Source organism: Turicibacter sp. HGF1 (genome assembly GCF_000191865.1).
GTDB lineage: Bacteria > Bacillota_I > Bacilli_A > MOL361 > Turicibacteraceae > Turicibacter > Turicibacter sanguinis.
The window spans coordinates 1-24,345 of the sequence record NZ_AEXQ01000047.1 but is presented as its reverse complement, the minus strand read 5'-3'; the positions used below and the strand labels follow the sequence as shown (position 1 = coordinate 24,345).

Genomic DNA, 24,345 nt, shown 5'->3' with positions numbered 1-24,345 from the left:
CGAATTTCGAGAACTTTTTTTATTAGAAATTAATAATACCAAGTCCATATAAGAAGACAATAGCAATCGCAACTGGTGCTATATATTTTGTAATAGTAATATAGGCCATCGTTGTTTTAATTGATTTAGATCCTTGTTTTAATTCATCTTCTAATTGATCACGCTTGAAAATAAATCCTAAGAAAATAATGATTAATAATCCACCAATTGGAAGTAATACATTAGCTGTTAGTACATCCATCCAATCAAATAGTGATTTTCCTGCGAAAATAAGGCTTGAATCTGGTGTGTTTGATAAAGCGCATAAGCTTGAGATAAAAACAACTGTAATAGCTGTTAATCCCATTGCTTTACGACGGCTAAATTTCAGCTCTTCTGTCACATAGGCAATAATAACCTCAAAGATTGACACAACAGATGTTAAAGCGGCAATGAATAATAAGAAGAAGAATAAGGCTCCAAAAATTGTTCCACCAGGCATTTGTAAGAAGACGTTTGGTAATGTGATGAAAACTAGACCAGGACCAGCAGTTGGATCAATTCCAAAAGCAAATACAGCCGGGAAAATTGCTAGACCAGCTAATAAGGCAATCACTGTATCTGCAACTGCGATAGAAGCTGTTGTAACTGCTAAGTTTTCTTTTTTATTAATGTATGAACCATATGTTAACATCGTTCCCATTCCGACGCTTAAGGAGAAGAATGAGTGACCTAATGCATCTAGAACAGCTGACATCGATAATTCACTGAAGTTTGGTTTTAGTAAGAATTCAATTCCTTCACTTGCTCCAGGTAAGGTAACGGCGCGAATTACTAATAAAATGATAATTCCAACTAATCCAGGCATTAAAATTTTACTGTATTTTTCAATTCCTTCTTTAACACCACCGAATAAAATAGCTAATGATAGTAAAATAAAGATGATGGTATAAACAATTGGTGCAACACTACTTGTTGAGAATGCTTGATACGTGTTGGCAATTTGATCAGAAGTCATACCGGCAAATCCGTTAGTCACTGTTAAAATAAAGTAATGAATCGTATACCCTGCAATAACGGTATAGAAGCCTAAAATCATGAAGGCAGCAACGATTCCCATCCATCCGATACCGAACCAAGGTGTTTTAGGGGCAATTTTTTTAAACGATCGAACGGCATTTGATTGTCCACGACGTCCGATAATAAATTCTGCTAATAAAACTGGCATCCCAACTAATAAAATCGCAATTAAGTAAACTAAAATGAAGGCTGATCCCCCATTTTCACCTACAATATAAGGGAATTTCCAAATGTTCCCTAGTCCTACAGCTGAACCAGCAGCAGCTGCAATGATTCCAAAGCGTGACGAAAACCCATCGCGCTTTGTCGATGATAATTCTTGACTCATATTTAATTCCTCCTACTGTCCTACACAACGACTCTTTCTAGTCGTTTCCTACAATAATCCTTTTATTTTAATGCTAGACCTACTAAAATGTTAATAAAAAGGCTTAAGCAATAAAAGTTGAACTTATTTTAGCATGAAAATTTTCATTTGAAAAGCAAAATGTCTTTTTGTTTTGAAAAATGTCGAGTAACACGAGAATAGTTTGATTAAATTTGAGGAATGATACAAGAGAAACAATTGTGATAAAAGGGAGGTCTATCATATGTCAATTAAATGTGGTGCGCATAATTGTGTGCATAATGATAATCAAGGAAATTGTTATGCAAGTGTTGTGAATGTTCGTGGCGCGCAAGCAACGGTAACGGATGAAACGTTATGTAAAAGTTTTGCCGATCAAGGGCTTGTTGGTGATGTTGAATTTGGATCAGAGTTTAGTAATACGTCACACAAAGCGACAGTTAATGATATTAAATGCAGTGCATGTCATTGTAAACATAACGATAAAAATTGTTGTCATGCTGATGCCGTACAAATTAATACAGATACAGCAAGTTGCGATACATTTGAAAAATAGGATAGATAAAAAGCTTTCTAAATCTTTAGAAAGCTTTTTATTATGCGAGAACAAAAGTAATAAAGTGATTATTAAATTCATATAATAAGATACGATTAGCTGGGGGAGAGAAAAATGGAGAAAGTAGTGGTGGCAATTTCTTTAAGTGCGATATTTAAGCCTAAGTTAAAGAAAATTCAAACGATGACTGATCAGAGTGATCGTATTTTTGTGTATCATAATGCAAATGAGGTGTTTGATAAAGGTCCCCTTTTTTCTTTTATTGAGCAACTTTTATGCGCTAATCTATCGTTTGTTGACGTGATGATTATATCAGATAGTCCTCCTGAAATATCTGATTGTATTTTTGAAAGTTTAGCTTATTATAAGTTAGAAATTGATAATGTCATTTTATCTAATCGTACCTCGATTTTAGATTATTTAGCAGCTTTAAAGGTTGACTTATTTTTCTCTTCTGACTTAAATTTGGTTCAGGAGACCCAGAAGATGAATATTTTAGCTGGTTTAGTTTCTTTAGGAGTGACAACAACCCATGAGTTCAAGGTGGCGCTCGATCATCGGTTGTTTGCAAAAGAGGGAATGTGCGATGCCTTTGGAAAAATACTACCTGTATTTGGATTTTGGCAAAAGTTATTTGCTAACTTTAAGGTGGCTTTACTAACGACAAGGTGCTATAGTGTTGAATCTTGGGTGAAAGATTTATTTAAATTATCTCAATGTAAAGTGAATGAAGTCTGCTTTTTAGGTATGGGAGGGACTGAAGATGTTTGCCGCCTTTTTGATCTTACGGTTTATATAGAGGGGGAGAGGCAAGATTCTTTGATACGGACGAAGCCAACTCCTCGTATTTTAAATATTGATTTTTAATTTGAAGTAACATAAAAAAGAAACCCATTACATATATTTAAAGGAAGATAAAATGAGAGGAGAGGAGACTATTGAATGACGTATTGTTAATTACTAATGATAATCGCGTTTATTTAAAAAATAATGAAACAGAGAAGTTAGATTTTTATCATCAGGGATATTTGACAGATGATGAAATTTTAGGGATTTGTTCTAAATTTATAGAGTCGAAGCGAGACCTAGCACTTGAAAATAAGTTAGTTGTAACCATCACCTCAAGTGATGAAGGATATGAGGTAGGTTTTGCACCCTTAACCCTTAACTTACCTGAAGTGAAAAAAGTTCAAGGTGAGTTACCTGTTGAATTATTTATCCGATATGGACGTCATTTAGTATTTAATGATTTTAACGCTTTGCTTCAACGTTTAAATGAATATAAAAAGGAAAATTAATAAACGATAGAAGTCCAGATAAGTTTTTTATCGTTGAGTAACTTTAATTTTATGGAGTAGATGAGAAGGGAATCGTTTACTAGCGGGAAGAATGATACGATTGTACTTTTGAAGTGATTTATGTTACATCTGGAATCTACTATGCTCATTGATAGGAAAAAAATATGTCTGGTTCTAGATAGGTTATTAATTTAAAATATAAGGTATTAAAGAGACGAGTGATGAAGAGGAGAAGTCATAGCAATCTACTAATGGAGAACTATGACTTTTTTTGTTGGTTTTAGAATAAATTCGATTAAAGACATATAAATTATAAAGGTGAGAGGAAATAGTTTACTGTCCTTTGTTGAAAAGCGTTTCTTAAATCTATATAATGGAAGTATTAAAGTTATCCACATCTAATATGATAGTGAAACGTAAGTTTATTGATTGAGGTGAAGAGAATGGCGTATGATTTACAGGATAAATTAGTCGTTGCAATTTCAAGTCGTGCTCTTTTTAATTTAGAGCATGAAAATCAGATTTTTGAAACGGAAGGAATTGAGGCGTATCATCGTTACCAAATTGAGAATGAAAATACTGTTTTAGAAAAAGGAACGGCATTTCCATTGATTGAGGCATTGTTAAGTTTGAATGATAAATTTGATTACCCTATTGTTGAGGTTATTATTTTATCAAGTAATAGCCCCGAAACAGGTCTAAGAGTCTTTAATAGTATTGCAGAATATAAACTTGATATTGTTCGTGCTGCTTTTACGGGAGGAGAAGATAAGCTCCCGTATCTGAGCGCTTTTAATATTGACTTATTTTTATCAAGAAATGAACATGATGTTCAAGATGCGATTGATAATGGAGTGGCGGCAGCACTTGTTTACGATGTTCCAAGAGATTATCAACCTAACCAAAAAGAGATTCGAATCGCTTTTGATGCTGATGCGGTTGTTTTCTCAGATGAGTCAGAATTAATTTATAAAGAACAAGGACTTGCAGCTTTTATTGAAAATGAAAATGCAAATGCTGAAAATGCAATGAATGAAGGCCCATTTGCTAAGTTGCTTAAAACATTATCAACGATTAAGGAAAAAGATGATAGCTTAGTTAAAATTGCAATTGTGACGGCAAGAAATTCACCGGCTCATAAACGTGTTATTCTTACATTACGTGAATGGGGATGTAAAGTGGATGAGATGTTCTTCTTAGGAGGAGTGGCAAAAGATAAAGTTCTTAAAGCGTTTAATGCCCATATCTTTTTTGATGATCAAGATTATCATGTTGGTCCAGCTTCTCAGTTGATTCCCTCTGGGCGTGTTCCATATAAATCCAATTCGAGTTTGAATCAATTTCAAAAAGAACAACATCATGAACATGAGCATCATGAGGAGCACCAGCATGAGCATCATGAACCATACCATGGTTAAGATAAATAAATCTTAAAACAATGCGAAGGGATGTCTTTAGATTGGAAAAAGTTTGTCAAAGTTGCGGATTACCACTGAATGAAAGAATTTTAGGAAATGAAAATAATGGGACATTTTCGCAAGAATATTGTTATTTATGTTATCGAAATGGACGCTTTATAAAGCCAGATATGACTTTAACTGATATGAAAAAACAAGTCATTCAAATGATTGACCAAGCACCAGTTAATAAATTTCAAAAATGGATGTTGAAAAAGATTTATCCCTTACAATTAAAAACTTTAAAGCGTTGGAGAGATTAGAGATGAAGAAAAAGTATCAGCTTGCTGATGCTTTTTTTATTACCCAAGAATAAAGTCAAGTTATTTTTTGTGTCATTTTTGTTTTTAATTAATGTCTTACTGTTTAATAATGGTAAAAATTAGGTTATAATAAAAATAACTTATAAGGATTGATTATTCTTTATAATGGTTATAAAGAGACACATCCATTGGGGGAAATGGATTTTTTAGGAGGGATTGAATTTATGTCAAAGGTATGCAAGAAGTGTTCACAACAGTTTGAGGTCAAAACCACATCTATTCAATCAGGATTAGGAACTTTAACGGTGATAATTGAAGGAATCACGATTTATGTTTGTCCTAAATGTGGGGATACAATATTACAGTCTACGGATGCCCTTGTTTTACAGAAGTTCAAAGAAACGCTAGATTATGAACGAAGTGAGGTTACTTTAAAGGAAAAAGAAGAAGGTCCTGAAATTTTAACCCTGCCAGAGGTGGCTAAAATGTTACGGGTTAGTCATCAAACGATTTATAATATGATTCGTGATGGAAGATTAAAAGGCTATAAGGTTGGAAGAGAGTGGCGCTTTTTAAAAAAAGATATGGATGATTATCTACTGCGGCTTCAGTAAAAAGATGATGAAGTCCCTGATGGCTTTTTTATCATAAAATTTTTCTTTGTTAACGTTTACAATGAAGTGTTGATAAGTTATAATGGATTGATATTATGTTTTTTAGGAGGAGTTATGAAGCAGATACGAATTGGAAATAGTAACATTCATGCCTCAGAGATTGCACTTGGATGTATGGGAATGGGAGGAGAGTGGACTCATAATCCTTTGACAAATGAGGTTAAGAAACAGGCTTTAGTAACCATTGAAGCGGCCTTAGAGCAAGGGATTAATTTTTTTGATCATGCTGATATCTATACGTATGGAAAGTCGGAAGAAGCTTTTTCTGGAATCTGGGAGACTGACTTAGTTAAGCGAGAAGAGATTTATATTCAATCTAAATGTGGAATTCGTTTGAAAGGAAGTTTAGGGGAAGGTTCTGCACCACATTATGATTTTAGCTATCAGTATATTATTGATTCTGTAGATGGTATTTTAAAAAGATTGAAGGTCGATTATTTAGATTCTTTATTGCTACATCGTCCAGATGCACTAGTTGAGCCAGAAGAGGTGGCTCAGGCATTTAGTGAATTACAGGCTCTTGGGAAAGTTAGACATTTTGGGGTTAGTAATCATAATCCTCATCAAATAGAATTGTTAAAACGTTATATTGAACAAGATTTAATTGTGAATCAAATGGAGTTATCGTTAGTTCATGCTAATTTAATTGATGAAGGGATGAATGTTAACAGTTTAACCAATCCGATTGATCATCGAAGTCAAGGAACACTCGAGTATGCGAGATTAAATCATATGACGATTCAAGCCTGGTCACCACTTGCAACGGGGATGTTGACAAAGGAGAAGGTAGAGGCTCCTTATCAAGCAGCGCATGAGGTCATTAAGGAGTATGCCAATGAATTCGGAGTGAGTCAAGAAGCTATTTTAATGGCTTGGTTACTACGTCATCCCGCTAAAATCCAACCGATTGTTGGCACGAAAAACCCACAGAGAATTAAAGCAGTGTGTGAAGGTTCCCAAGTTAAGTTAACACGTGAGCAGTGGTATCGTTTGTATAATGTGATACCAGGAAGAAGTTTATTATAAAGAAAAAAGGTTAAAATCAGATTAGATTTTAACCTTTTTTTGATTATCATTTTAAAAAAAGGAGTGGTGAGTTTCGTATAATTTTACTTAAAATTTCTAACTCTATAACTATAGAGATAAGGATTCTTGCTATTGGTATAAACTTGATGTCTGTTCATCAGGATTAGGAATTTGTGTAGAAATGGAGTTTATTATGAGATGCATGCCTAATCGATCAAAAAGTAAGTTAAATGATAATCAATTAGATAGGAGAAAACTTATTGAGTCGGTCAATTTTTGTTATAAAGGATGATAAGTTATGAAGTTCAAGAGATGGTCCGTGAAGTATTTAGTCTGTACTAGCATCTTATTTACAACACTTAGTTTAGTGATGGGTTGTTCTGCTAATAAAGCAGGAGGAGGGGCTGATGATTCGTATGTTTTAGTGAATGAGTTAGAATTTATTAATCAAACCCTTGAGCAACGTAGCGAAGGAAATTATATTTATCAAGCTCAAATTAAAAATAATTCAAAGTTTATTATACGAGGGATTTCAATCGATATAGAGTTGAGTAATGGAAATTATACAACGATTTCCACACAAGATACGTTAAAATCAGGTGACATTAGTGGGTTTATTCAATGTTTTGGTCCAAGTTCAGGTCGTATTGAGGATATGAAAGCGACGCGGATTTTGATTAATATGTATGATGAGAATATGGTTCATACTGTTGTGGAATATGATGTTAATCAAAATAAATATACTTATACACCAGGAGAGGCATTCTCAGCTGAAACTCCTAAGGTTACCGTGACTGATTTGGAGTTTATGAATCCAACGTTAACGGTTCCTTCAAATGCTAGTGGAAGTGTGTTTGAGACAAGTCTTAAAAATAATTCTGATTATGCCATCATGGGATTAGTTTATACATTTGAAATGAATAATGGAAAAAATGTTAATCTAATGGTTGTTGATACGATTGGGGCACGAGAAAGTATTGGGCCTATTTCTTGTACGGGACCTGAGAGTGGAAATATGGAAGATATGGAAACTAAAACGATTAAATATACGATAATTGATGAAAAAGGAACGAGTCAGACGATTACATACGATGTTCGATTAAATCAATATTTTATTAAGTAGTAAAAAGCGATATTTATGTGGTATCGCTTGTATAAAAAAATACTCCACTTCATGGAAGTGGAGTATTGAAACAGGAAAGAATAGATGCAATGAAAGTGTACCAATTTTATTATTAGAAATTATTTGTAAAACTATTCAAAAAATGGTTGATTTTATATTTTATTTGAACGGATAAGGTGACTTAGGGTGTTAAAAATGCGTTTGAGTAAAATGGCACCTAACAAAATGAGAATCCATTTTAGAAGTTCTGATTTAGGGTTACTTGAGAGCATCATATTTTGATACCAGCGAGTTAAAAAAGGAGTGACGATTAAAAACACTAAAAAATAACCAATGGCTTGATTAATGATTGTTTTAATCTGTTCCAATAACTCTACATGTAGTCCAAATTTTATTAAAAAAGGATCTAATAAAATGGATACAATCTGTCCTCCATCAAAAAAGGGAATCGGAATTAGGTTGAAAAGAAATAGTAAAACATTCATGAATAAAATAATAAATAGGGCATACTGTTGAAGCGTATTTTCATTTGCAATGATTTCGATTGATTCGGTGAATGAGGTATCCGGTATTAAAAAATCATGAACAGACAACATTGAGGTTAAGGAGATAATGAATCTGCTAATGAGTTGGTTCAAAATTTTAAATCCTTCTATTAAGTTTGTTTGATAATAAAGAGTAGAGGCGATAACGGCTGTGATGTAATTAAAGGTGCTACCTGCTAGAAGGATGATGATTTGTTGAAAGGAATTTAATTTATTTTCATCGATTAAATCATAAATTGTTACACCACCACTCGGAAATAATTTAAAAATAAAGCGAGTATGAGCGGTTTTAATAGACAATATTTTGATACCCATTCCTGTTACCACATCGGTTGCTTTAACTCCAAAGAGGTAAGCTGCAAAATAGTGGCCACATTCATGAATGAAAATACTGAGGTAGGCAATGACGATGTATAGAAAAATTGGCATTAGGATTCCCCCCTTTTTAAGACTATCTATACAGAAATAGAAATGTCTTTTCAGTTTTAGAATAAGTCTTAGTTCATCGGACTTTCTACTACTAAGACATCCAATAGTCCATGGGTCCCCTACTCTTGAAGCAGTCTTCTCCGCTGATAGGAGAGGCAAAAGTTTTGCAGTTGTACAAAACTGATTTAGACTTAGACATATACATATATATGCGTCATGGAATTAGAATATCCTTTAATCCAAAATAGAAGCATTGCGTTAGGCAATGCTTCTATTTTTGGATTAAAAAAAGTTTGCGATATTGGGCCATATAATCTCCCAATAGGAAAACAACGTATAGATGAATTCAAAAAACAATAATAATCCCATCATGGTCACCACCTTAAATGATTGTTAGTTATAGTCTAAGAAAAAACGATTATTTTATGTGTAATTCGATGTCGAAAAAAGAAAAGAAAACAAGAAAAATAAGAGGTAAAACACCTTGTTTGTAGAATTTTCTTTTGCTTTTTTATTAATAATATGATAAAGTATAAATTTCGAGTTGACTTTTTCTTTTGTAAGGTGGGATTACTGATGCAAAATATGAACGATATTATTAAAGAATCAATGATTGCAAATGCAATTAAATGTAATTATGATGAGAAGTTAGAAACAATTCTAAATAAACTCAAAAAACCTGAATTAAAACGTTTAGTGGATCATCATGGATTAAAAGGATGTTCGTCATTAGCAAAAGGTGGATTAATTGAACGTATTATTGCCACACTTGGTGATGTATCACGTTTAGAGTATATTCTGTGTGGCATGGACGATTTGATGATGAGTGATTTCGTTATGTTAGTTAATGAAGCATATGTTAACTGTGATGAGATGATGTCTTCTTCTGTTTACACGTTATACAATCTTGGATATGTTTACCCTGTCATGAACGGTAAAGAGGTTGTTTACATGATGCCTCAAGTTGTAAAAGAGGCTTATGCTAATATCTCTCAACCAGAATTACAAGATACAAAAGTACGTACGGATCTTGTTTATTTATATATGAAGGCATTAGTTAATTTATACGGAATTTGTGATTTTGCTCAATTATGTAAAGTGTTTAATGAGTATGAAACAACACCATTAACGCCAGAAGAAGCGCTAAATGTATTATTCTGTAAATTAACATTCCATGGAAATGTTCAATCATTTGGACCATTATTTGTTTCAGATTCATTACTTATTGATTCAGAACAAGAAGTATTAGCTTTACGCGAAACTCAAGAAGAAAAAGAATATTACATGCCAACAAAAGAAGAAATTCAACAGTTTGGAATGGACGAAGGTGAATGGACTCCTCAATTAATGCAAGTTCAAAAATTTATTGAAGAAAATATTTGTGAAGATAAAAAAGTCGCTCGTGAAATTGCACATGAAATGGGAATGTCTTTTGCATATAAATATCAACCTAAATTAGCCTTTATGGCACTTGAAGGCCGTCAAATTGAAATGGAATCTTACAATGTAGGACAGGCGTTAATGATTCTTTTAATGGATGCATTTAATCATGCTCGTACGTGGGAAAATCGTGGATTCCGTCAAGTTGATTTAGAAGCTTCAGCAGTGAAAGAGGTTGCCTCAACACAAGTTGTTGTTCCAATGATTAATCCAATTAAATCAACTAAAATTGGACGTAATGAACCTTGCCCATGTGGGAGTCAAAAAAAATATAAAAAATGTTGTGGACGTTAATCGTCTTATTTAATCGCCTGTTAAAGCCTTTTGCTTTTAAGAGGCGATTTTTTTTATTTCATATTAAAATGAGTTAACTGAATAAAGTGATAAATGTCGAAATATTAAAGTCTATTCATTTAAAAACAGGTTATGATATAATGAAAATCAATCTGATGAAAGAAGAGGAAGCGGAGTATGAGTCGATATTTTAATAATCAAGAAGTTGAATTACTGGCCCCTGTTGGGACGTTCGAAATATTTAAACAAGTCATTCATAGTGGAGCAGATGCGGTTTATTTAGGTGGTAAAATTTTCAATATGCGTATGCATCGAAAAGGATTTAACTTTACAGATGAAGAGTTAGCAGAAGCCGTTAAAATTACACATGATCTAGGAAAGAAAATCTATATTACAGTTAATAACCTGTTAAGTTCAGAGGATTTAAAACAAGCAAAAGATTATTTAACCTATTTGAGTGAATTAAAGCCAGATGCTATTATCGTTCAAGATATGAGTATTGTGTACTTAGTTAATGAACTTGGACTAGATTTAAATATTCATGCCTCTGTTATGATGAATACACATAATCTTGAAACCATTAAAGCCTTACGAGAACTTGGCGTAACACGCGTTGTAACTTCTCGTGATATTGATTTAGAGACGGTCAAGTACTTCTCTCGTCAAACTGATATGGAGTTTGAATATTTTGTGCATGGTGACATGTGTGTGGCACATGGTTCACAATGTACGTATAGTGGAATTTTATTTGGAAAAAGTGGTAATCGTGGTTTATGTATGAAGCCTTGTCGTTGGGGATATAAAATGAACCAAGGGGGGAACCAATACAATACAACTTTCCCATTGGCGGTTAAAGATATGTATATGTATGAAAATATTCCGGAATTAATTGAAGCGGGAGTGGTTTCATTTAAAATTGAAGGTCGTATGCGAGAAGCCGACTATCTACTGGGGATTATTAATAGCTACAGTGATGCCATTAATCGTTATATTGAAGATCCGATTTTTTATGATCGTCAGAAGGATTCAAAAACGTTGTATGAAAACCGAAAACGTGATTTCTCGACCGCTTATGCTTTTGGTAAACCAGGACTAAGTAATATTAATGAACGATGGGAAGGAACAGGGAAGTTTTATAGTACTGGAAAAGTGTTTAGTAAACCAGTCGAAGAGAGTGAAATGAAAGACTCACGAGTTCAACAAATTAAATCGATGCTTGCGACAGAGGACATCAAAACGCATCGACCGACTTTAAGTGTTAAAGTTAATTCTTATCAGGCCGCGATGATGGCAATCGAAGAAGGGGTTGAAAAGATTTATTTATCAGGTGAAGTATTCCAACCACAGTTGCCATTTAGTGTGAAAGAAATTCAAAGTCTTTCGAAAAATAAGGGAAATTCTAAACTTTATTTAGGATTACCGACGATGATGTATGAAGATGATTTCAGTCGTTATGCTCATTTATTACGTACGCAAAATTTAGGAATTGATGGGATTGTCGTGACGAATTTAGGGGCTATTCGTTATTTTGCAGATTTCGGTTTTGAAATGATTGGGGATACAGCTTTAAATATTTATAATGCGACAGCAGCTAATTTCTATGGACGTTTTGGTTTAAGCTTAGCGGGCATGTCAAATGAATCACCAGTGATGAATACAAAAGATTTATTGCAACATTCAGCGTTACCGATTGAGATTACAGTTCATGGGGCCCCTGTTGTGATGTATATGAGTCATGATTTATATGAAAATACAAAAATCGTTGAGGCAAGTCAAAAAGCAGATCGTAAGTATCGTGATAAAGAGGTCTTGTTATTAATTGATGATAAAGGACAGGAACATCCTGTTTATCGTGACAATAAAGGGAATAACCATATGGTATTAGCTAAAGAATTATGTTATTTACCTTTATTAAAAGAATTACATCATTTAGGTGCGGCATCCTTTAAAATTGAAGGATGTAACTATGAACTTGAAACGTTACGTCAGATTATTAATACGTATCAAAAAGCGATAGCGAATCTTGAGCTTTGTGATGAGTTAGTAAAAGAATTAAATTATGAAAACTTAGGCTTCACACTTGGAGCAATGCAATATAATTAAGGAGATAAATTATGATAGGTGCAGATAAAATTATTCAAAAGAAAAAAGAGTTTTTATTTCCATCGTCTCATGGAAATCATTTTTATAAAAATCCTCCACAAATCGTGAAAGGGGATATGCAGTATTTATATGATGATCAAGGAAAAGAGTATATTGATTTTTTTGCGGGTGTTTCAGTGATGAACTGTGGGCATTGTAATAAAGAAATTTTAGATGTGGCGATTTCACAGATGCAAACGTTACAACATACGACGATCATTTATTTAACAGAGCAAATGGTGAATTTAGCAGAGAAGTTAGCAACGGTGTTACCTGGAAATTTACGTCGCTCATTCTTCTGCTGTACGGGTTCTGAGGCGAATGAAGGAGCCATGTTGCTGGCAAGATTATATACGGGGAAAAATGATTTTATAGCCCTTCATAATGGGTTACATGGACGTACGCATTTAACCATGAGTGCCACTGCTATTCCAATGTGGCGAGCAGATCCAGATTTATCTCGTTGTATTCATTTTGCCAAGAATGTTTATAGTGATACATTAGACTTAGAATCAGCGGCAAAGGCTTCAATTGAAAGTATTAAACAAGTTATTGAAGAACAAGGAGCAGAAAATATTGCAGCTTTAATCGCAGAGCCGATTCAAGGAAATGGTGGAATTATTACACCTCCTCTTTGGTACTTCAAAGAATTAAAGGCTCTTCTTGAGCAACATGATATTTTATTATTGATTGATGAAGTTCAAACTGGATTTGCACGTACCGGAAAGATGTTTGCGATTGAAAATTATGGCGTGGTTCCAGACATTATGACGGTTGCGAAAGCACTTGGAAATGGAATGCCAATTTCTGCTTTTTGTACGAATGATGAAATCGCAAAGGCATTTACTAAGCCATCTGCTTCAACACTTGGTGGAAATCCTGTTTCATCAGCTACTGCGATGGCAGTTTTAGATTACATTGAAAAAAATAACCTGTGTGAACGTTCAGAGTATTTAGGAGCTATTTTAAAACAAAAATTAGAGTTGCTAAAGGAAAAGCATCCGATTATTAAAGAGGTTCGTGGACTTGGCTTAATGCTTGGTGCTGAATTAGTAAAAGCAAATGGAGAAGCAGCATCTGAAGAAACAGATCTCATTTTAGAGAAGCTAAAAGATCGCGGATTAATTGTTGGAAAAAATGGACTAGGACGTAATGTACTAGCTTTCCAGCCACCTTTAGTGATTACGGAAGAAAATATCGAAGTTTTAATTCAGAATTTAGATGATGTTTTAAGTGAATTATAAAAGATGAAAGAGGCCTTCATAAGAAAGGTCTCTTTTTATGTTTTTGCAGACATAGTTTGTGATCATTGAAAATATAATAGAATGAAATCATAATAAGGGTAGGAGGAAAGAAGATGGAACGAAGCTTTAGTCGTGTTCGGATTGTTGTTGTACAGCCAGGGGATGAAGTTTATTTTGATCGCTATTATGACGATGTATTGGCAGCAATTGATAAATTTAATTATTTTTGCAAGTTAGCTAATATCAATTACCCTCAAGAAGTTGAATTTGTTCTTGATAAGACAGAAAAGTATAATGAAATGACAGCTTATTTTCCTTATAACGAAATCAATGATTATAACCAATCAGGTTTTGTTCAAGTATCATTATATTTTGAAGTTGGACGAATGTATTCACCTGATCGGTCATCATTACGATAAAATAGGCAACTAGTAGGAGAAGCAGTAATTTTTTATAAAAATTTACTGCTTTTTTTGATTTACATCATATGATGTAAAGAGTTGACTAATTTTTGATTGGGGTGAGATGATGAGAGTATTAAATCCCACATTGTATGAACAAATTGAAGTGTGGCAGGAACAATTGTCACCTGATGTGGATGTGAAAACACTTGGACATACTCAGGATAATTTACACAATAGTAAGGAAGCGATTATTGCTTGTTTAGTAGAACAGTTTCCGATTAGTTATCGTCAAAGTTATGAGGTCTATCATGATTGGTTTTTAAATGTTGAGGTGTATCAAACGTATGATGAGCTTCAAGTGATAAATGTACTAGCGCTTGGAAGTGGTTCAGGTGGAGATGTCTTTGGCTTAATTCAGGTGATGGAAGAGGTTTTTTCTAATAAGATTATTAATGTCTTTACCGTTGAGGGGAATAAGTTAGCCTTGCGAAGTCAAATGAATATTTTTAGACATTATGTAAGTGTTGGACTAATAAAAAATGAGGTGAATTTAGTTCCAATTTCGATGGTTATTCAACCATCATTTAAAGGATTTAAAGAAAAGTTAAATGAGTTATGTTTTAAATCTTACGATTTTACAAAGTTTGATATGATTCAAAGCTTTAATTGGATGAACGAGAAATCAGTTAGAAAACAGATGAAGTTTCTTGATTTATATGAGTTAATTCAAAGTTTGATGAATCCTAATCGAATTGCTGTGATTGCGGAAACTGTCGATCCTAATTCGAAAAGTGAGGAGTCACCTGTTTTCAAAAGAGCATTAAATGCGTTTATGATGTTTTCTTCTCGCACACAAAAAAAACAAATGCCCCTTTATGCCTTAACGCCGACCCCCTGTATTGCAAGACGATTGGCAGGGCTTTCTAAGTCGCAATGTCAATCATGCAAAGGTTGTTTTGATGAGGTCATGTGTTATGTTAAGTTGTGGCAACAGACACGATATGCTTGGCAATCAAGTTATTTGTTTGTAATGAAAATTGCTTCTTCATCGCTTGGGAGTCATCTGGCTAAGAATTTACAAAATGAGACCATCGGTTATCAAACTGCAAGTCAGGTTGGAGTGTATCAAGAGCGTTACTGTACACTCAATCGCCTTGTTAAAAAAGAAGTGACGGCTAATGCTTTTAAGTTATGTCAAGAAGAGGATTCCTAAGTGGAATCCTTTTTTATTTAAAGGCACCATTAGGGGCTAATTTCATAACTTATTGATATAGAGAGGAGGGGATAGTGTGAAAAATATAGGGTTAGTTCTATGTGGTGGAGGGGCAAAAGGTGCCTATCAAGTGGGTGTTTTTAAAGTGTTGGAAGAATTAGAAATTGCAAACGAAATAAAAATGATATCAGGTTCATCCATTGGCGCTTTAAATGGGGCTCTGTACCTAATGTATAGTGCAGATGAGATTGACCAAATTTGGCAACAGTGTAATTGGACAGCTATTTTTGGTGTGAGTAAAGAAAATATTAAAAAGGTAAATCAAATTGTACATCGTGTGAATACGAGGCAGATGTCGCCTTTTTTTGGGGCGATTAATATGGTTGGAGTTGCTAATCAAACAGGACTTCCATTACAAAGAAAGGGATTTGAGAAAGTATTACGCCAGTATTTAAAGCCATCTATTATACAGAAACAATCAATAGACCTTATCGTATCATGTGGAAAAGTAAATAGTAAGCAATTAGCCTATTTTAACTTAAATCATCAGTCTCCAAAGAAAATGCAAGATATTTTGTTTGCGACAACAGCTGTACCGATGTTGTATAATCCTGTTTATATTGATAACAGCTATTATTGTGATCCGATGAAATATGAACGTGCCCCTCTCGCTCCTTTGTTAAAATCAGATTGTGAGACGATTATTATTGTTTATTTAAATCGGGGGCAGTGTTTGGGTCGAAAAGAAATTAATGGTAAACGACTGATTGAAATTGCACCAAGTCGAGATTTGGGCACTGGTATTTACGGAAGTTTTGATTTTAGAAAAAGTGTGATTGAAAATTCGATTGAACTAGGAGGGAATGATGCATATCGAATTTTGTATAATGTCTTAAAGGAAAATCCGAGACCTCCACGTTATCTTAAGAAAAAATAAGTGAAGATGAACAGACAGAAAATGATTAAATAAAAAAAGAGATACTTTAAGTTATAAAGCATCTCCTTTTTTGTGTCTAAGCCTTATTTTTATAGAGTTTAAGGTTTAGAAGGTTTTGATTGATTTCCATTTTAAATGAGTCAGTCATCATCCCAATTAAGGCTAATTCAAAATCTTTACATCCTTCGCCTGCTAATTCCCAATAACACTCTTCCATTTCAACTTGTCGATTAGTTTGTAAATAATAGCTTAGATCTTTAAGCCTATCTGATTTTTCTACGTTATAGTTACAACTTAGGAGAAGTTCAAATTGTGAGTCTTGCTCATTGATTTGAACAGAGATATTCGTTGCATCTAAGGTGAAGAAGAAGCTAATAAGCTCGTTAGTTATTTTTGCTATGCGTTTTTGTGTTGAAATCATTGACGTGTTTCCTTTCGAAAAGCTTCAATTAATGGTACCAAAATAGCGGCGACAATGCCAGCAGAAAAACCATTATTATATAAATTTAATCCAGCATGCAGGCTTCCGACATGTAAAACAACGGATGAATGTAAAAAGCCTGCTAAAATTCCGTATGCCCAACCAAATTCACCTGCAATTGGAGCGAGTGACGTTCCAAATAAGGCTGCAAGTAAAATCGAGGGATCATTAATAGACCATACCTTTAAATAGGAACCGATGACTACACCAATCATTACCGGGATAATGTTTTTAAAATGTTTTCCAAATGCTCCGAATCCTATAACGGCAAAAATTCCACCGATAGTTGGTCCATTTAACTGACCACCAACTATTAAGACGTAAGTAGTAGCGATTAATCCATTGATTCCCATATTGATGAGTGTTGGAGAAAAATCATCTATTAAAATGAAATCACTAACTAGTCGTCCTGAGTGGTGTGTAATCCGTTTGAATTGTTCAATTGATCGTGTATCAGTCAACTCTCCTAGTAGAATCATTACCGTGCAAAGAAAATAGAGATAGCTTCCGATTAAAAGATTATTCCCCTCTCCCCAAATGAGTTGAGATGAGGGGTTATATCCAAAGGATTTAAATAAGGCAACTAAAACGGTAATCATCATACCTGCTGTAAATCCAACATTATAAAGGTTATATCCTTGGTGAACCTTTAAAAAGTGAGAGGCTAGAGGGGGAAGAATAAATCCAATTAGAATTCCTAAGATAATACCGAGTATGATTCGAAGCGGTAAAATAAGTTGAAAGTGAAAGATAATCTCTGTTACGATGGGGGCCATCGCCGTTCCGAATAATGCGATATAGATGTATCTAGCAAAAGGTTGTTTATGATACTTTGCAAATAAGTAGACCCCAATGATGATGGCCCATATATTTAATAAATTCTTACCTAGAAATGAAAAACCAGCAATTAGGAATAGGGAAGCGAAGGTTGCCCCATTAAAGTGGATTTTGTTTTTCCAGAGTAGAAAAATGATAATTAAGGTTAATATTCCAGAGTTAACAAATGCTCCTCCAATTCCACCGATCACGATATAATCAGTGATAAGGGCATCTGGATGAATAATAATTTCATATAAACCGTTTAAAATGTCTTTAAAGGAAGAGGTAATAAATCCAAATCCGATTAAGGAGAGGGCGATAAATATCATGACCCACATTTTATCGGATTCTTTCCAAATTTTTATTTTTTGCCTCTCTATCGTTTCCATCTATCAATCTCCTTTTCTATTAAATGTTATAACTATTATAATATATTGTGGGAATGGTCGTAAATATAACGTTTTCATTAAAATGTAAGAAAGAAAGTGGAGAGAATATGGGAAGTACAGGAGAAATGTGGATAAAATAAGGAAAAAATGACACTAAATTGCTTAAAATTTATTTACAAATAAAGTGAATTGGTGTTATTGTTATGTTATAACGTTATAACATCATAATGTATTAACTCTGATGTTATAGTTAGATTTTAGGAGAATTACGTGGAGGGGTATTTTATGCAACAAATGTTAGCGCCAAAAGAAATTGCTGAAGCAACGGTTGGTGTTGGTAAGTATAAGACATCTAAGAAAAATAGTATTGTATTTGTTTCAGCTATGTTGGCAGGACTATTCATTGGACTTGGCTACACAGGATATTTAATTGTATCTGGCATTATGGCAGATGCGGCAGTTGGTAAAGTGGTTGGAGCTTTATTATTCCCTGTGGGATTATTATTAGTTTTAATTGCTGGAGCTGATTTATTTACCGGTAATACGTTAGTCACGATGGCGTGGTATAAAAAAGAAATTAAATTAGGTGATGTAGCAAAAAATCTTAGTATTGTTTGGCTTGGAAACTTAGTTGGAGCTTTATTCTTAGTTGTTTTAGTGTATTATAGTAATACATTTACCGGATCAATAGCTGAAGGTGTGATGCATTTAGCTGAGAAAAAAGTTCATTTAAATATGGTTGAATTATTAACTCGTAGTACGTTATGTAATATTTTAGTTGCAATCACAGTTTATATGTCTTATGCAGCGAAGGATGTTACAGGAAAAGTTATTATTAGTTATATTCCGATTTGGTTATTCGTTATTACAGGATTTGAACACTGCGTGGCAAACATGTTCGTTTTACCAATGGGATATTTACTTGGAGCAGATCTTACGATTGGACAAATTATGGCTAATATTATTCCAGTTACAATCGGAAATATTATAGGTGGGATGTTAGTGACTGCAGCGTACTACTTCTTATTCTTAAAAGATAAAGATCATCATTAAGATGAGGGCTTGTCCGTAAGGGCAAGCTTTTTTAATTTATAGCAACTATTGACGTGATTTTTTAGAAGGTTATGATGATTTTAAATGGATTCATGATTAAAATAGAAATGAATCTCCTAAAATAGAACTAATGTTTGTTTTTGTAACTTTTTAATCTAGGTGAAGTTATGTTATAATGAATCAATATAAAGAGGTGATGAAGGTGTACGCATATTTAAAAGGAACGGTTGCTTATAGCGCTAAAGATTTCGTTGTGATTGAGGTAGCGGGTATTGGATATAAAGTTTATACGGCGAATCCTTATGAATTTAGAAAGGATGAAGCGACACAGGTTTTTACACACCAAGTGGTGTCAGAGAATGATTTAAGTTTGTATGGATTTAAGACGCTTGAGGAACATGATTTGTTTATCAATTTGATTAGTGCAAGAGGCATTGGACCTAAAACAGCTTGTGCGATCTTAGCGATGAAGGATATGAGTGGATTACGTCATGCGATTGAAAATGGTGATGCAAAATATTTATGTAAGTTTCCTAAAATCGGTCCAAAAACTGCGCAACAAATTATCTTGGATTTAAAAGGTAAGTTAGTTGTGCCAGATGCTGCAATTTTTGTCAATAATAGTTTATCTGAGGCGCTTGAAGCTCTACAAGCACTTGGATATGGAGATAAAGAATTAACGAAGGTTAAAAACGCATTTAAAGATACTGATGCTTCTGTTGATGAAATTATTAAAAAAGGTCTACAATTATTAGTTAAGTAATCGATTAGTCCTGATTAATTTTCTATAGTTATTTTATAGGGTCTATAGTTGGGGTGGATAATCAAGCATTTGAATAATCAAGACTGACTTTTATTATCTTGGTTATTAATTGTTATATATAGAAGAGAGGGATAGGATGAAGTCAATGCAACGTATTAATCCATTTGCTATTGGGGGCGCCTTTGTTGAGTATTGCGTTGATAAGGGATACCTTGTGATGGAAGTAATGGATCATGAGGTGAAATATTATTTGACTGAAGAGGGAGAAGTAAAACTTAAAGAGGAATTTGGTATTACTTTGCATGCTTGTGCAAAAATAAAAGAAGGAAGTAGGGAATGAAGATGACAGAAGAACGCTTAGTGACACCAGATGAAGTCATGGGAGATGAGTCTGAATTAAGCTTACGTCCTGAACGTTTAAATCAGTATATCGGACAGACAGCTGTAAAAGAAAATTTACGTATTTTCATTGAAGCGGCTAAAAATCGTAACGAGTCGCTAGATCATGTTTTATTATTCGGACCTCCGGGTCTTGGTAAAACGACATTAGCCACGATTATTGCAAATGAAATGGGTGTTAACATTAAAACAACATCAGGGCCTATGATTGAAAGAAGTGGTGATTTAGCGGCTATTTTATCAGTTCTTGAACCAGGAGATGTTTTATTTATTGATGAGATTCACCGTTTACCTAAATCAATCGAAGAAGTTTTGTATCCAGCGATGGAAGATTATGTTTTAGATATTGTCGTTGGAAAAGATGAGTCAGCACGTTCGATTCGTGTAGATTTAGCGCCATTTACACTGGTTGGGGCAACGACAAGAGCAGGGGATTTATCAGCTCCACTTCGTGATCGTTTTGGTGTTATTAATCGATTAGAGTACTATACAGAAGAGCAGTTAACTTCTATTGTTAAGCGTACGGCGATTGTTTATGAGATTGAGATGGATGATTTAGCCGCACTAGAGTTAGCTCGTCGTTCTCGTGGCACACCTCGTATTGCAAATCGATTATTCCGTCGTGTTCGTGATTATGCCGAGGTAGTAGGGAATGGAGTGATTACACATGATATTGCAAAATTAGCACTTGATCGTTTAGACATTGATGAGTTAGGGCTTGATTATGTGGATCATAAGTATTTAAGAGGAATTATTGAACGCTTTGGTGGTGGTCCTTGTGGAATTGAAGCGATTGCCGCTTCAATCGGGGAGGAATCACAGACGCTTGAAGATGTTTATGAGCCGTATTTACTTCAAATGGGATTTATTAAACGAACACCTCGTGGTCGAGTGATTACACCACAAGCTTGTCATCATTTAGGGATTGAGTATCCGTTAAAATAAAGATTGAAAAAAAGCGATATTTGGTAGATAATTTAAGAAGTAATTAAATTAATTTTGCAACATAGAAAGTTGGTGTTTTATGCGAGTCGATCAGTTTGATTTTGAATTGCCCGATGAATTAATCGCACAGACTCCATTAAAAGATCGCGATACATCGCGTTTAATGGTTTTAAACAAGAAAACGGGTGAGGTAAAACATGAAGTATTTCATGATGTGTTAAATTACTTGCGCCCAAATGATACATTAGTATTAAATAATACGAAGGTCATGCCAGCTAGGTTAATGGGACAAAAACCAGATACAGGAGCCAGCATTGAGGTTTTATTATTAAAACAAGAACAACAAGATTGTTGGGAAACGTTAGTAAAACCTGCTAAGCGTGTTAAAGTTGGGACGATTGTTGAATTTGGAGACGGACGTTTAAAAGCAGAGTGTATTTCAACAGGCGATATGGGAAAACGTGTTTTCAAATTTATGTATGATGGGATTTTCTATGAGGTATTAGATTCACTTGGAGAAATGCCATTACCACCCTATATTACTGAAAAGTTAGATGATCGTGATCGTTATCAAACTGTTTTTGCTAAGGAAATTGGTTCAGCAGCTGCCCCAACAGCAGGGTTACATTTTACTCCTGAATTACTTGAAGAAATTCAAGCTAAAGGGGTTAAAATTGCTTATGTAACGTTGCATGTTGGACTTGGAACGTTTAGACCAGTATCAGTAGATTCTGTCGAAGAACATGATATGCATGCAGAATTTTATCAAATGTCACAAGAAACGGCAGATATTTTAAATCAAACTCATGAGTTAGGTGGACGTATTATTACAGTTGGAACCACTTCAACACGTACACTTGAAACCATTGCTCGTGATCATGGGAAATTTGTGGCTTGTGAAGGATGGACAGATATCTTTATTTATCCGCCGTATCAATTTAAAGGGATTGATGGAATGATTACAAATTTCCATTTACCAAAGTCAACATTAATTATGTTAATTTCATCTTTAGCAGGACAAGATGCTGTGATGAATGCTTATAAAATTGCAGTTGAGGAAAAATATCGTTTCTTTAGTTTTGGGGATGCGATGCTAATTATAGAATAAAATGCAACTAAGATAGTTAAAGTGAGGTGCCAATCTTGGCGATTAAATATGAATTAATACATGAATGTAAACAATCAGGTGCGCGTTATGGAAAATTACACACACCACACGGAAGTTTTGAAACTCCTGTTTTTATGCCTGTTGGAACATTAGCAACGGTTAAAACATTATCACCAGAAGAGTTAGAAAAAATGGGAGCTAAAATTATTTTAGCGAATACATATCATTTATGGTTACAGCCTGGTGAAAAAATTGTGGAAGAAGCCGGAGGGCTTCATAAATTTGAGAATTGGGGCGGAGCTATTTTAACTGACTCTGGTGGATTCCAAGTTTTTAGCTTAAGTAAACTACGTCAAATCTCGGAAGAAGGAGTAACCTTCCGTGATCATCGTAATGGAGCACCATTATTTATGTCACCAGAAATTTCTATCGGTGTTCAGAATTCATTAGGGGCAGATATTATCATGTCATTTGATGAGTGTCCACCATATCCAGCCACTTATGACTATATGAAAGATTCAGTAGAACGTACGATTCGTTGGGCAGAGCGTGGGAAAAATGCTCATAAAAATCCTGATACGCAAGCGTTATTTGGGATTGTTCAAGGTGGGGAATTCCCAGAACTTCGTAAATACTGTGCTGAAAAGTTAGTTGAAATGGATTTCCCAGGATACTCTGTTGGTGGGGTATCAGTTGGAGAACCAAAAGATGTAGCGCGTAAGATGATTTCGTATACAACACCATATTTACCAAAAGATAAACCACGTTATTTAATGGGAGTAGGATCTCCAGATGATTTAATCGATGGAGCTATTTTAGGTATTGATATGTTTGACTGTGTGTTACCAACTCGTATTGCTCGTCACGGAACAGCGATGACTTCAGTTGGTCGTGTTGTGATTAAAAATAAAACTTATGAACGCGATTTTACTCCGTTAGATCCAAACTGCGATTGCTATGCTTGTAAAAATTATACAAAAGCATACATTCGTCACTTGATTAAAGCGAACGAATCATTTGGACAACGTTTAGTGTCTTATCATAACTTACACTTCTTAATCAACTTAATGGAACAAATCCGTGAAGCCATCAAAAACGATCGTTTACTAGACTTCAAAGAAGAATTCTTCGAACAATACGGACTAAACAAACCAGGATCACGCGGATTCTAATAAGAAAAGCGGGGTCCCCACCCTGACGAAGTCAGGTTTACTCCGTAGGTGGGGCTGTTCCTTCTTGAAGGAAAAACCTTATTCCATTAGACGGACTACTATAATGCGTAGAAAGTAGGGACCTAGAGTTTGGAAAGCTTTCCTCAATTACTGGGCTAAGAGGAGGTGGAAGCAACTGAAGAGTTGCAACAGCTTCTCGAACTTTACAAGCATTGTGCGAGTGTTGCTAGACAATAAAAAAAGCGGGGCCCCACTGATGAAGTCGATTTTTATCATGAATTTTGGAGTTTAAACATATTTATTTAATTTAGTGTGAAAAATAGAAAGACTTAATACTGAAAGTATGTGAATATTCTCTATTTTTTTAAGTGAAAGTTTTTTATAATAGAAGTGTAGGAAATCAACTACGATCTTATTTTTCATAAATTTTAAAATTAAGAATGGTGAAGGAGAGATGTTCAATGAGCGCTGATATGATTGTACTTATTATTCAATTTGCCTTATTAGGGGTAATTATTTATTTCTTTATGATTCGTCCAGAAAGTAAACGCCGTAAAGCTGTTGCATCGATGCAAAGTAGTTTAAACAAAGGTGACCGTGTGGTGACTATTGGTGGTGTTCACGGACGTATTCATGCATTAGAAGAGACGACTGTTACTTTAATTAATGATGAAGGTGCAAAATGGACTTTTGAACGTAGTGCCATTGCACGTAAAGCTGAGTAGTAATTGAAAATAAAAAAAGNAAANATATATATATATTATTA

25 protein-coding genes are annotated in these 24,345 nt (G+C 34.3%); 21 read left to right on the top strand and 4 right to left on the bottom strand.

What is annotated here, in order from left to right:
• Window positions 1-22: 22 nt before the first annotated feature.
• On the bottom strand, window positions 23-1,387 hold the full coding sequence (locus HMPREF9402_RS04570) for a sodium-dependent transporter (RefSeq protein ID WP_006784272.1): 1,365 nt from the start codon (window positions 1,385-1,387) through the stop codon (window positions 23-25).
• A 262-nt stretch (window positions 1,388-1,649) separates the two neighbouring features.
• On the opposite strand from HMPREF9402_RS04570, the gene HMPREF9402_RS04565 reads away from it, so the two are divergent.
• The 8 genes from HMPREF9402_RS04565 to HMPREF9402_RS04530 all read left to right on the top strand — a co-directional run bounded on the left by HMPREF9402_RS04565 (window position 1,650) and on the right by HMPREF9402_RS04530 (window position 7,802).
• The gene (locus HMPREF9402_RS04565) at window positions 1,650-1,961 is read left to right on the top strand and encodes a DUF1540 domain-containing protein (RefSeq protein WP_006784273.1); all 312 of its coding nucleotides are present in this window, start codon (window positions 1,650-1,652) and stop codon (window positions 1,959-1,961) included.
• A gap of 114 nt (window positions 1,962-2,075) precedes the next feature.
• A complete protein-coding gene (locus HMPREF9402_RS04560; protein WP_006784274.1) occupies window positions 2,076-2,828 on the top strand; it encodes a 5'-nucleotidase in 753 nt (250 codons plus the stop codon).
• Between the two features lie 71 nt (window positions 2,829-2,899).
• Window positions 2,900-3,259 (top strand): hypothetical protein, encoded by a 360-nt coding sequence (locus HMPREF9402_RS04555; RefSeq protein WP_006784275.1) that lies wholly within the window; start codon window positions 2,900-2,902, stop codon window positions 3,257-3,259.
• A 443-nt stretch (window positions 3,260-3,702) separates the two neighbouring features.
• Entirely contained in the window at window positions 3,703-4,677 is a 975-nt protein-coding gene (locus HMPREF9402_RS04550) for a 5'-nucleotidase (RefSeq protein WP_006784276.1), read from the top strand.
• Between the two features lie 41 nt (window positions 4,678-4,718).
• On the top strand, window positions 4,719-4,979 hold the full coding sequence (locus HMPREF9402_RS04545; RefSeq protein ID WP_006784277.1) for a zinc ribbon domain-containing protein: 261 nt from the start codon (window positions 4,719-4,721) through the stop codon (window positions 4,977-4,979).
• A 224-nt stretch (window positions 4,980-5,203) separates the two neighbouring features.
• A complete protein-coding gene (locus HMPREF9402_RS04540) occupies window positions 5,204-5,593 on the top strand; it encodes a helix-turn-helix domain-containing protein (protein ID WP_006784278.1) in 390 nt (129 codons plus the stop codon).
• A 114-nt stretch (window positions 5,594-5,707) separates the two neighbouring features.
• Entirely contained in the window at window positions 5,708-6,679 is a 972-nt protein-coding gene (locus HMPREF9402_RS04535; RefSeq protein WP_006784279.1) for an aldo/keto reductase, read from the top strand.
• 298 nt (window positions 6,680-6,977) lie between these two features.
• Entirely contained in the window at window positions 6,978-7,802 is an 825-nt protein-coding gene (locus tag HMPREF9402_RS04530) for a hypothetical protein (protein WP_129821268.1), read from the top strand.
• Window positions 7,803-7,954: 152 nt separating this feature from the next.
• Here HMPREF9402_RS04530 and HMPREF9402_RS04525 read toward each other — a convergent pair whose 3' ends face one another.
• Window positions 7,955-8,776 (bottom strand): site-2 protease family protein, encoded by an 822-nt coding sequence (locus tag HMPREF9402_RS04525; RefSeq protein ID WP_009606639.1) that lies wholly within the window; start codon window positions 8,774-8,776, stop codon window positions 7,955-7,957.
• Window positions 8,777-9,352: 576 nt separating this feature from the next.
• Between HMPREF9402_RS04525 and HMPREF9402_RS04520 the strand changes: the two genes are divergently transcribed.
• The 6 genes from HMPREF9402_RS04520 (at window position 9,353) to HMPREF9402_RS04495 (ending at window position 16,450) form a co-directional block, all read left to right on the top strand.
• Entirely contained in the window at window positions 9,353-10,510 is a 1,158-nt protein-coding gene (locus tag HMPREF9402_RS04520; RefSeq protein WP_006784282.1) for a YecA family protein, read from the top strand.
• Window positions 10,511-10,687: 177 nt separating this feature from the next.
• Entirely contained in the window at window positions 10,688-12,613 is a 1,926-nt protein-coding gene (locus tag HMPREF9402_RS04515; protein WP_009606640.1) for a peptidase U32 family protein, read from the top strand.
• A gap of 11 nt (window positions 12,614-12,624) precedes the next feature.
• Window positions 12,625-13,896, top strand: coding sequence for an aspartate aminotransferase family protein (locus tag HMPREF9402_RS04510; RefSeq protein WP_006784284.1), 1,272 nt, complete (start codon window positions 12,625-12,627; stop codon window positions 13,894-13,896).
• A 113-nt stretch (window positions 13,897-14,009) separates the two neighbouring features.
• Complete coding sequence (locus tag HMPREF9402_RS04505) at window positions 14,010-14,315, top strand: hypothetical protein (protein ID WP_006784285.1); 306 nt, start codon at window positions 14,010-14,012, stop codon at window positions 14,313-14,315.
• A 109-nt stretch (window positions 14,316-14,424) separates the two neighbouring features.
• Window positions 14,425-15,513 carry a hypothetical protein gene (locus tag HMPREF9402_RS04500; RefSeq protein ID WP_009606642.1) on the top strand — a complete coding sequence of 363 codons (1,089 nt, stop codon included), beginning with the start codon at window positions 14,425-14,427 and terminating at the stop codon, window positions 15,511-15,513.
• Between the two features lie 76 nt (window positions 15,514-15,589).
• Window positions 15,590-16,450 carry a patatin-like phospholipase family protein gene (locus HMPREF9402_RS04495; RefSeq protein WP_006784287.1) on the top strand — a complete coding sequence of 287 codons (861 nt, stop codon included), beginning with the start codon at window positions 15,590-15,592 and terminating at the stop codon, window positions 16,448-16,450.
• A 76-nt stretch (window positions 16,451-16,526) separates the two neighbouring features.
• Here the strand turns inward: HMPREF9402_RS04495 and HMPREF9402_RS04490 are convergent, their stop codons facing one another.
• Together HMPREF9402_RS04490 and HMPREF9402_RS04485 are read right to left on the bottom strand one after the other, a co-directional pair.
• A complete protein-coding gene (locus HMPREF9402_RS04490) occupies window positions 16,527-16,871 on the bottom strand; it encodes a hypothetical protein (protein WP_039930829.1) in 345 nt (114 codons plus the stop codon).
• A complete protein-coding gene (locus tag HMPREF9402_RS04485) occupies window positions 16,868-18,139 on the bottom strand; it encodes a DUF1576 domain-containing protein (RefSeq protein ID WP_009606637.1) in 1,272 nt (423 codons plus the stop codon). The genes HMPREF9402_RS04490 and HMPREF9402_RS04485 overlap by 4 nt, the downstream gene beginning before the upstream one ends.
• Before the next feature lie 285 nt (window positions 18,140-18,424).
• Between HMPREF9402_RS04485 and HMPREF9402_RS04480 the strand changes: the two genes are divergently transcribed.
• From HMPREF9402_RS04480 to yajC, 7 genes are all read left to right on the top strand, one after another.
• Entirely contained in the window at window positions 18,425-19,192 is a 768-nt protein-coding gene (locus tag HMPREF9402_RS04480; RefSeq protein ID WP_039930827.1) for a formate/nitrite transporter family protein, read from the top strand.
• A gap of 175 nt (window positions 19,193-19,367) precedes the next feature.
• Window positions 19,368-19,955 (top strand): Holliday junction branch migration protein RuvA, encoded by a 588-nt coding sequence (ruvA, locus tag HMPREF9402_RS04475; RefSeq protein ID WP_006784290.1) that lies wholly within the window; start codon window positions 19,368-19,370, stop codon window positions 19,953-19,955.
• Between the two features lie 136 nt (window positions 19,956-20,091).
• Entirely contained in the window at window positions 20,092-20,295 is a 204-nt protein-coding gene (locus HMPREF9402_RS04470) for a hypothetical protein (RefSeq protein ID WP_129821269.1), read from the top strand.
• Window positions 20,292-21,299 (top strand): Holliday junction branch migration DNA helicase RuvB, encoded by a 1,008-nt coding sequence (gene ruvB / locus HMPREF9402_RS04465; protein ID WP_006784291.1) that lies wholly within the window; start codon window positions 20,292-20,294, stop codon window positions 21,297-21,299. The genes HMPREF9402_RS04470 and ruvB overlap by 4 nt, the downstream gene beginning before the upstream one ends.
• A 79-nt stretch (window positions 21,300-21,378) precedes the next feature.
• Entirely contained in the window at window positions 21,379-22,407 is a 1,029-nt protein-coding gene (queA, locus tag HMPREF9402_RS04460; RefSeq protein WP_006784292.1) for a tRNA preQ1(34) S-adenosylmethionine ribosyltransferase-isomerase QueA, read from the top strand.
• A gap of 35 nt (window positions 22,408-22,442) precedes the next feature.
• Window positions 22,443-23,579, top strand: a complete 1,137-nt coding sequence (gene tgt, locus HMPREF9402_RS04455) for a tRNA guanosine(34) transglycosylase Tgt (RefSeq protein ID WP_006784293.1) — start codon at window positions 22,443-22,445, stop codon at window positions 23,577-23,579.
• A gap of 461 nt (window positions 23,580-24,040) precedes the next feature.
• Window positions 24,041-24,304 (top strand): preprotein translocase subunit YajC, encoded by a 264-nt coding sequence (gene yajC, locus HMPREF9402_RS04450; protein WP_006784294.1) that lies wholly within the window; start codon window positions 24,041-24,043, stop codon window positions 24,302-24,304.
• The last annotated feature ends 41 nt before the right edge of the window (window positions 24,305-24,345 follow it).

Coding starts and splice junctions, on each gene's coding strand:
- HMPREF9402_RS04530 (WP_129821268.1), top strand. CDS start 6,978: ATGAAGTTCAAGAGATGGTCCGTGAAGTATTTAGTCTGTACTAGCATC.
- queA (WP_006784292.1), top strand. CDS start 21,379: ATGCGAGTCGATCAGTTTGATTTTGAATTGCCCGATGAATTAATCGCA.
- HMPREF9402_RS04480 (WP_039930827.1), top strand. CDS start 18,425: ATGCAACAAATGTTAGCGCCAAAAGAAATTGCTGAAGCAACGGTTGGT.
- HMPREF9402_RS04565 (WP_006784273.1), top strand. CDS start 1,650: ATGTCAATTAAATGTGGTGCGCATAATTGTGTGCATAATGATAATCAA.
- HMPREF9402_RS04570 (WP_006784272.1), bottom strand. CDS start 1,387: ATGAGTCAAGAATTATCATCGACAAAGCGCGATGGGTTTTCGTCACGC.
- HMPREF9402_RS04505 (WP_006784285.1), top strand. CDS start 14,010: ATGGAACGAAGCTTTAGTCGTGTTCGGATTGTTGTTGTACAGCCAGGG.
- HMPREF9402_RS04500 (WP_009606642.1), top strand. CDS start 14,425: ATGAGAGTATTAAATCCCACATTGTATGAACAAATTGAAGTGTGGCAG.
- ruvA (WP_006784290.1), top strand. CDS start 19,368: ATGAATCAATATAAAGAGGTGATGAAGGTGTACGCATATTTAAAAGGA.
- HMPREF9402_RS04510 (WP_006784284.1), top strand. CDS start 12,625: ATGATAGGTGCAGATAAAATTATTCAAAAGAAAAAAGAGTTTTTATTT.
- HMPREF9402_RS04470 (WP_129821269.1), top strand. CDS start 20,092: ATGAAGTCAATGCAACGTATTAATCCATTTGCTATTGGGGGCGCCTTT.
- yajC (WP_006784294.1), top strand. CDS start 24,041: ATGAGCGCTGATATGATTGTACTTATTATTCAATTTGCCTTATTAGGG.
- HMPREF9402_RS04560 (WP_006784274.1), top strand. CDS start 2,076: ATGGAGAAAGTAGTGGTGGCAATTTCTTTAAGTGCGATATTTAAGCCT.
- HMPREF9402_RS04525 (WP_009606639.1), bottom strand. CDS start 8,776: ATGCCAATTTTTCTATACATCGTCATTGCCTACCTCAGTATTTTCATT.
- HMPREF9402_RS04540 (WP_006784278.1), top strand. CDS start 5,204: ATGTCAAAGGTATGCAAGAAGTGTTCACAACAGTTTGAGGTCAAAACC.
- HMPREF9402_RS04550 (WP_006784276.1), top strand. CDS start 3,703: ATGGCGTATGATTTACAGGATAAATTAGTCGTTGCAATTTCAAGTCGT.
- HMPREF9402_RS04520 (WP_006784282.1), top strand. CDS start 9,353: ATGCAAAATATGAACGATATTATTAAAGAATCAATGATTGCAAATGCA.
- HMPREF9402_RS04535 (WP_006784279.1), top strand. CDS start 5,708: ATGAAGCAGATACGAATTGGAAATAGTAACATTCATGCCTCAGAGATT.
- HMPREF9402_RS04485 (WP_009606637.1), bottom strand. CDS start 18,139: ATGGAAACGATAGAGAGGCAAAAAATAAAAATTTGGAAAGAATCCGAT.
- HMPREF9402_RS04490 (WP_039930829.1), bottom strand. CDS start 16,871: ATGATTTCAACACAAAAACGCATAGCAAAAATAACTAACGAGCTTATT.
- HMPREF9402_RS04515 (WP_009606640.1), top strand. CDS start 10,688: ATGAGTCGATATTTTAATAATCAAGAAGTTGAATTACTGGCCCCTGTT.
- ruvB (WP_006784291.1), top strand. CDS start 20,292: ATGAAGATGACAGAAGAACGCTTAGTGACACCAGATGAAGTCATGGGA.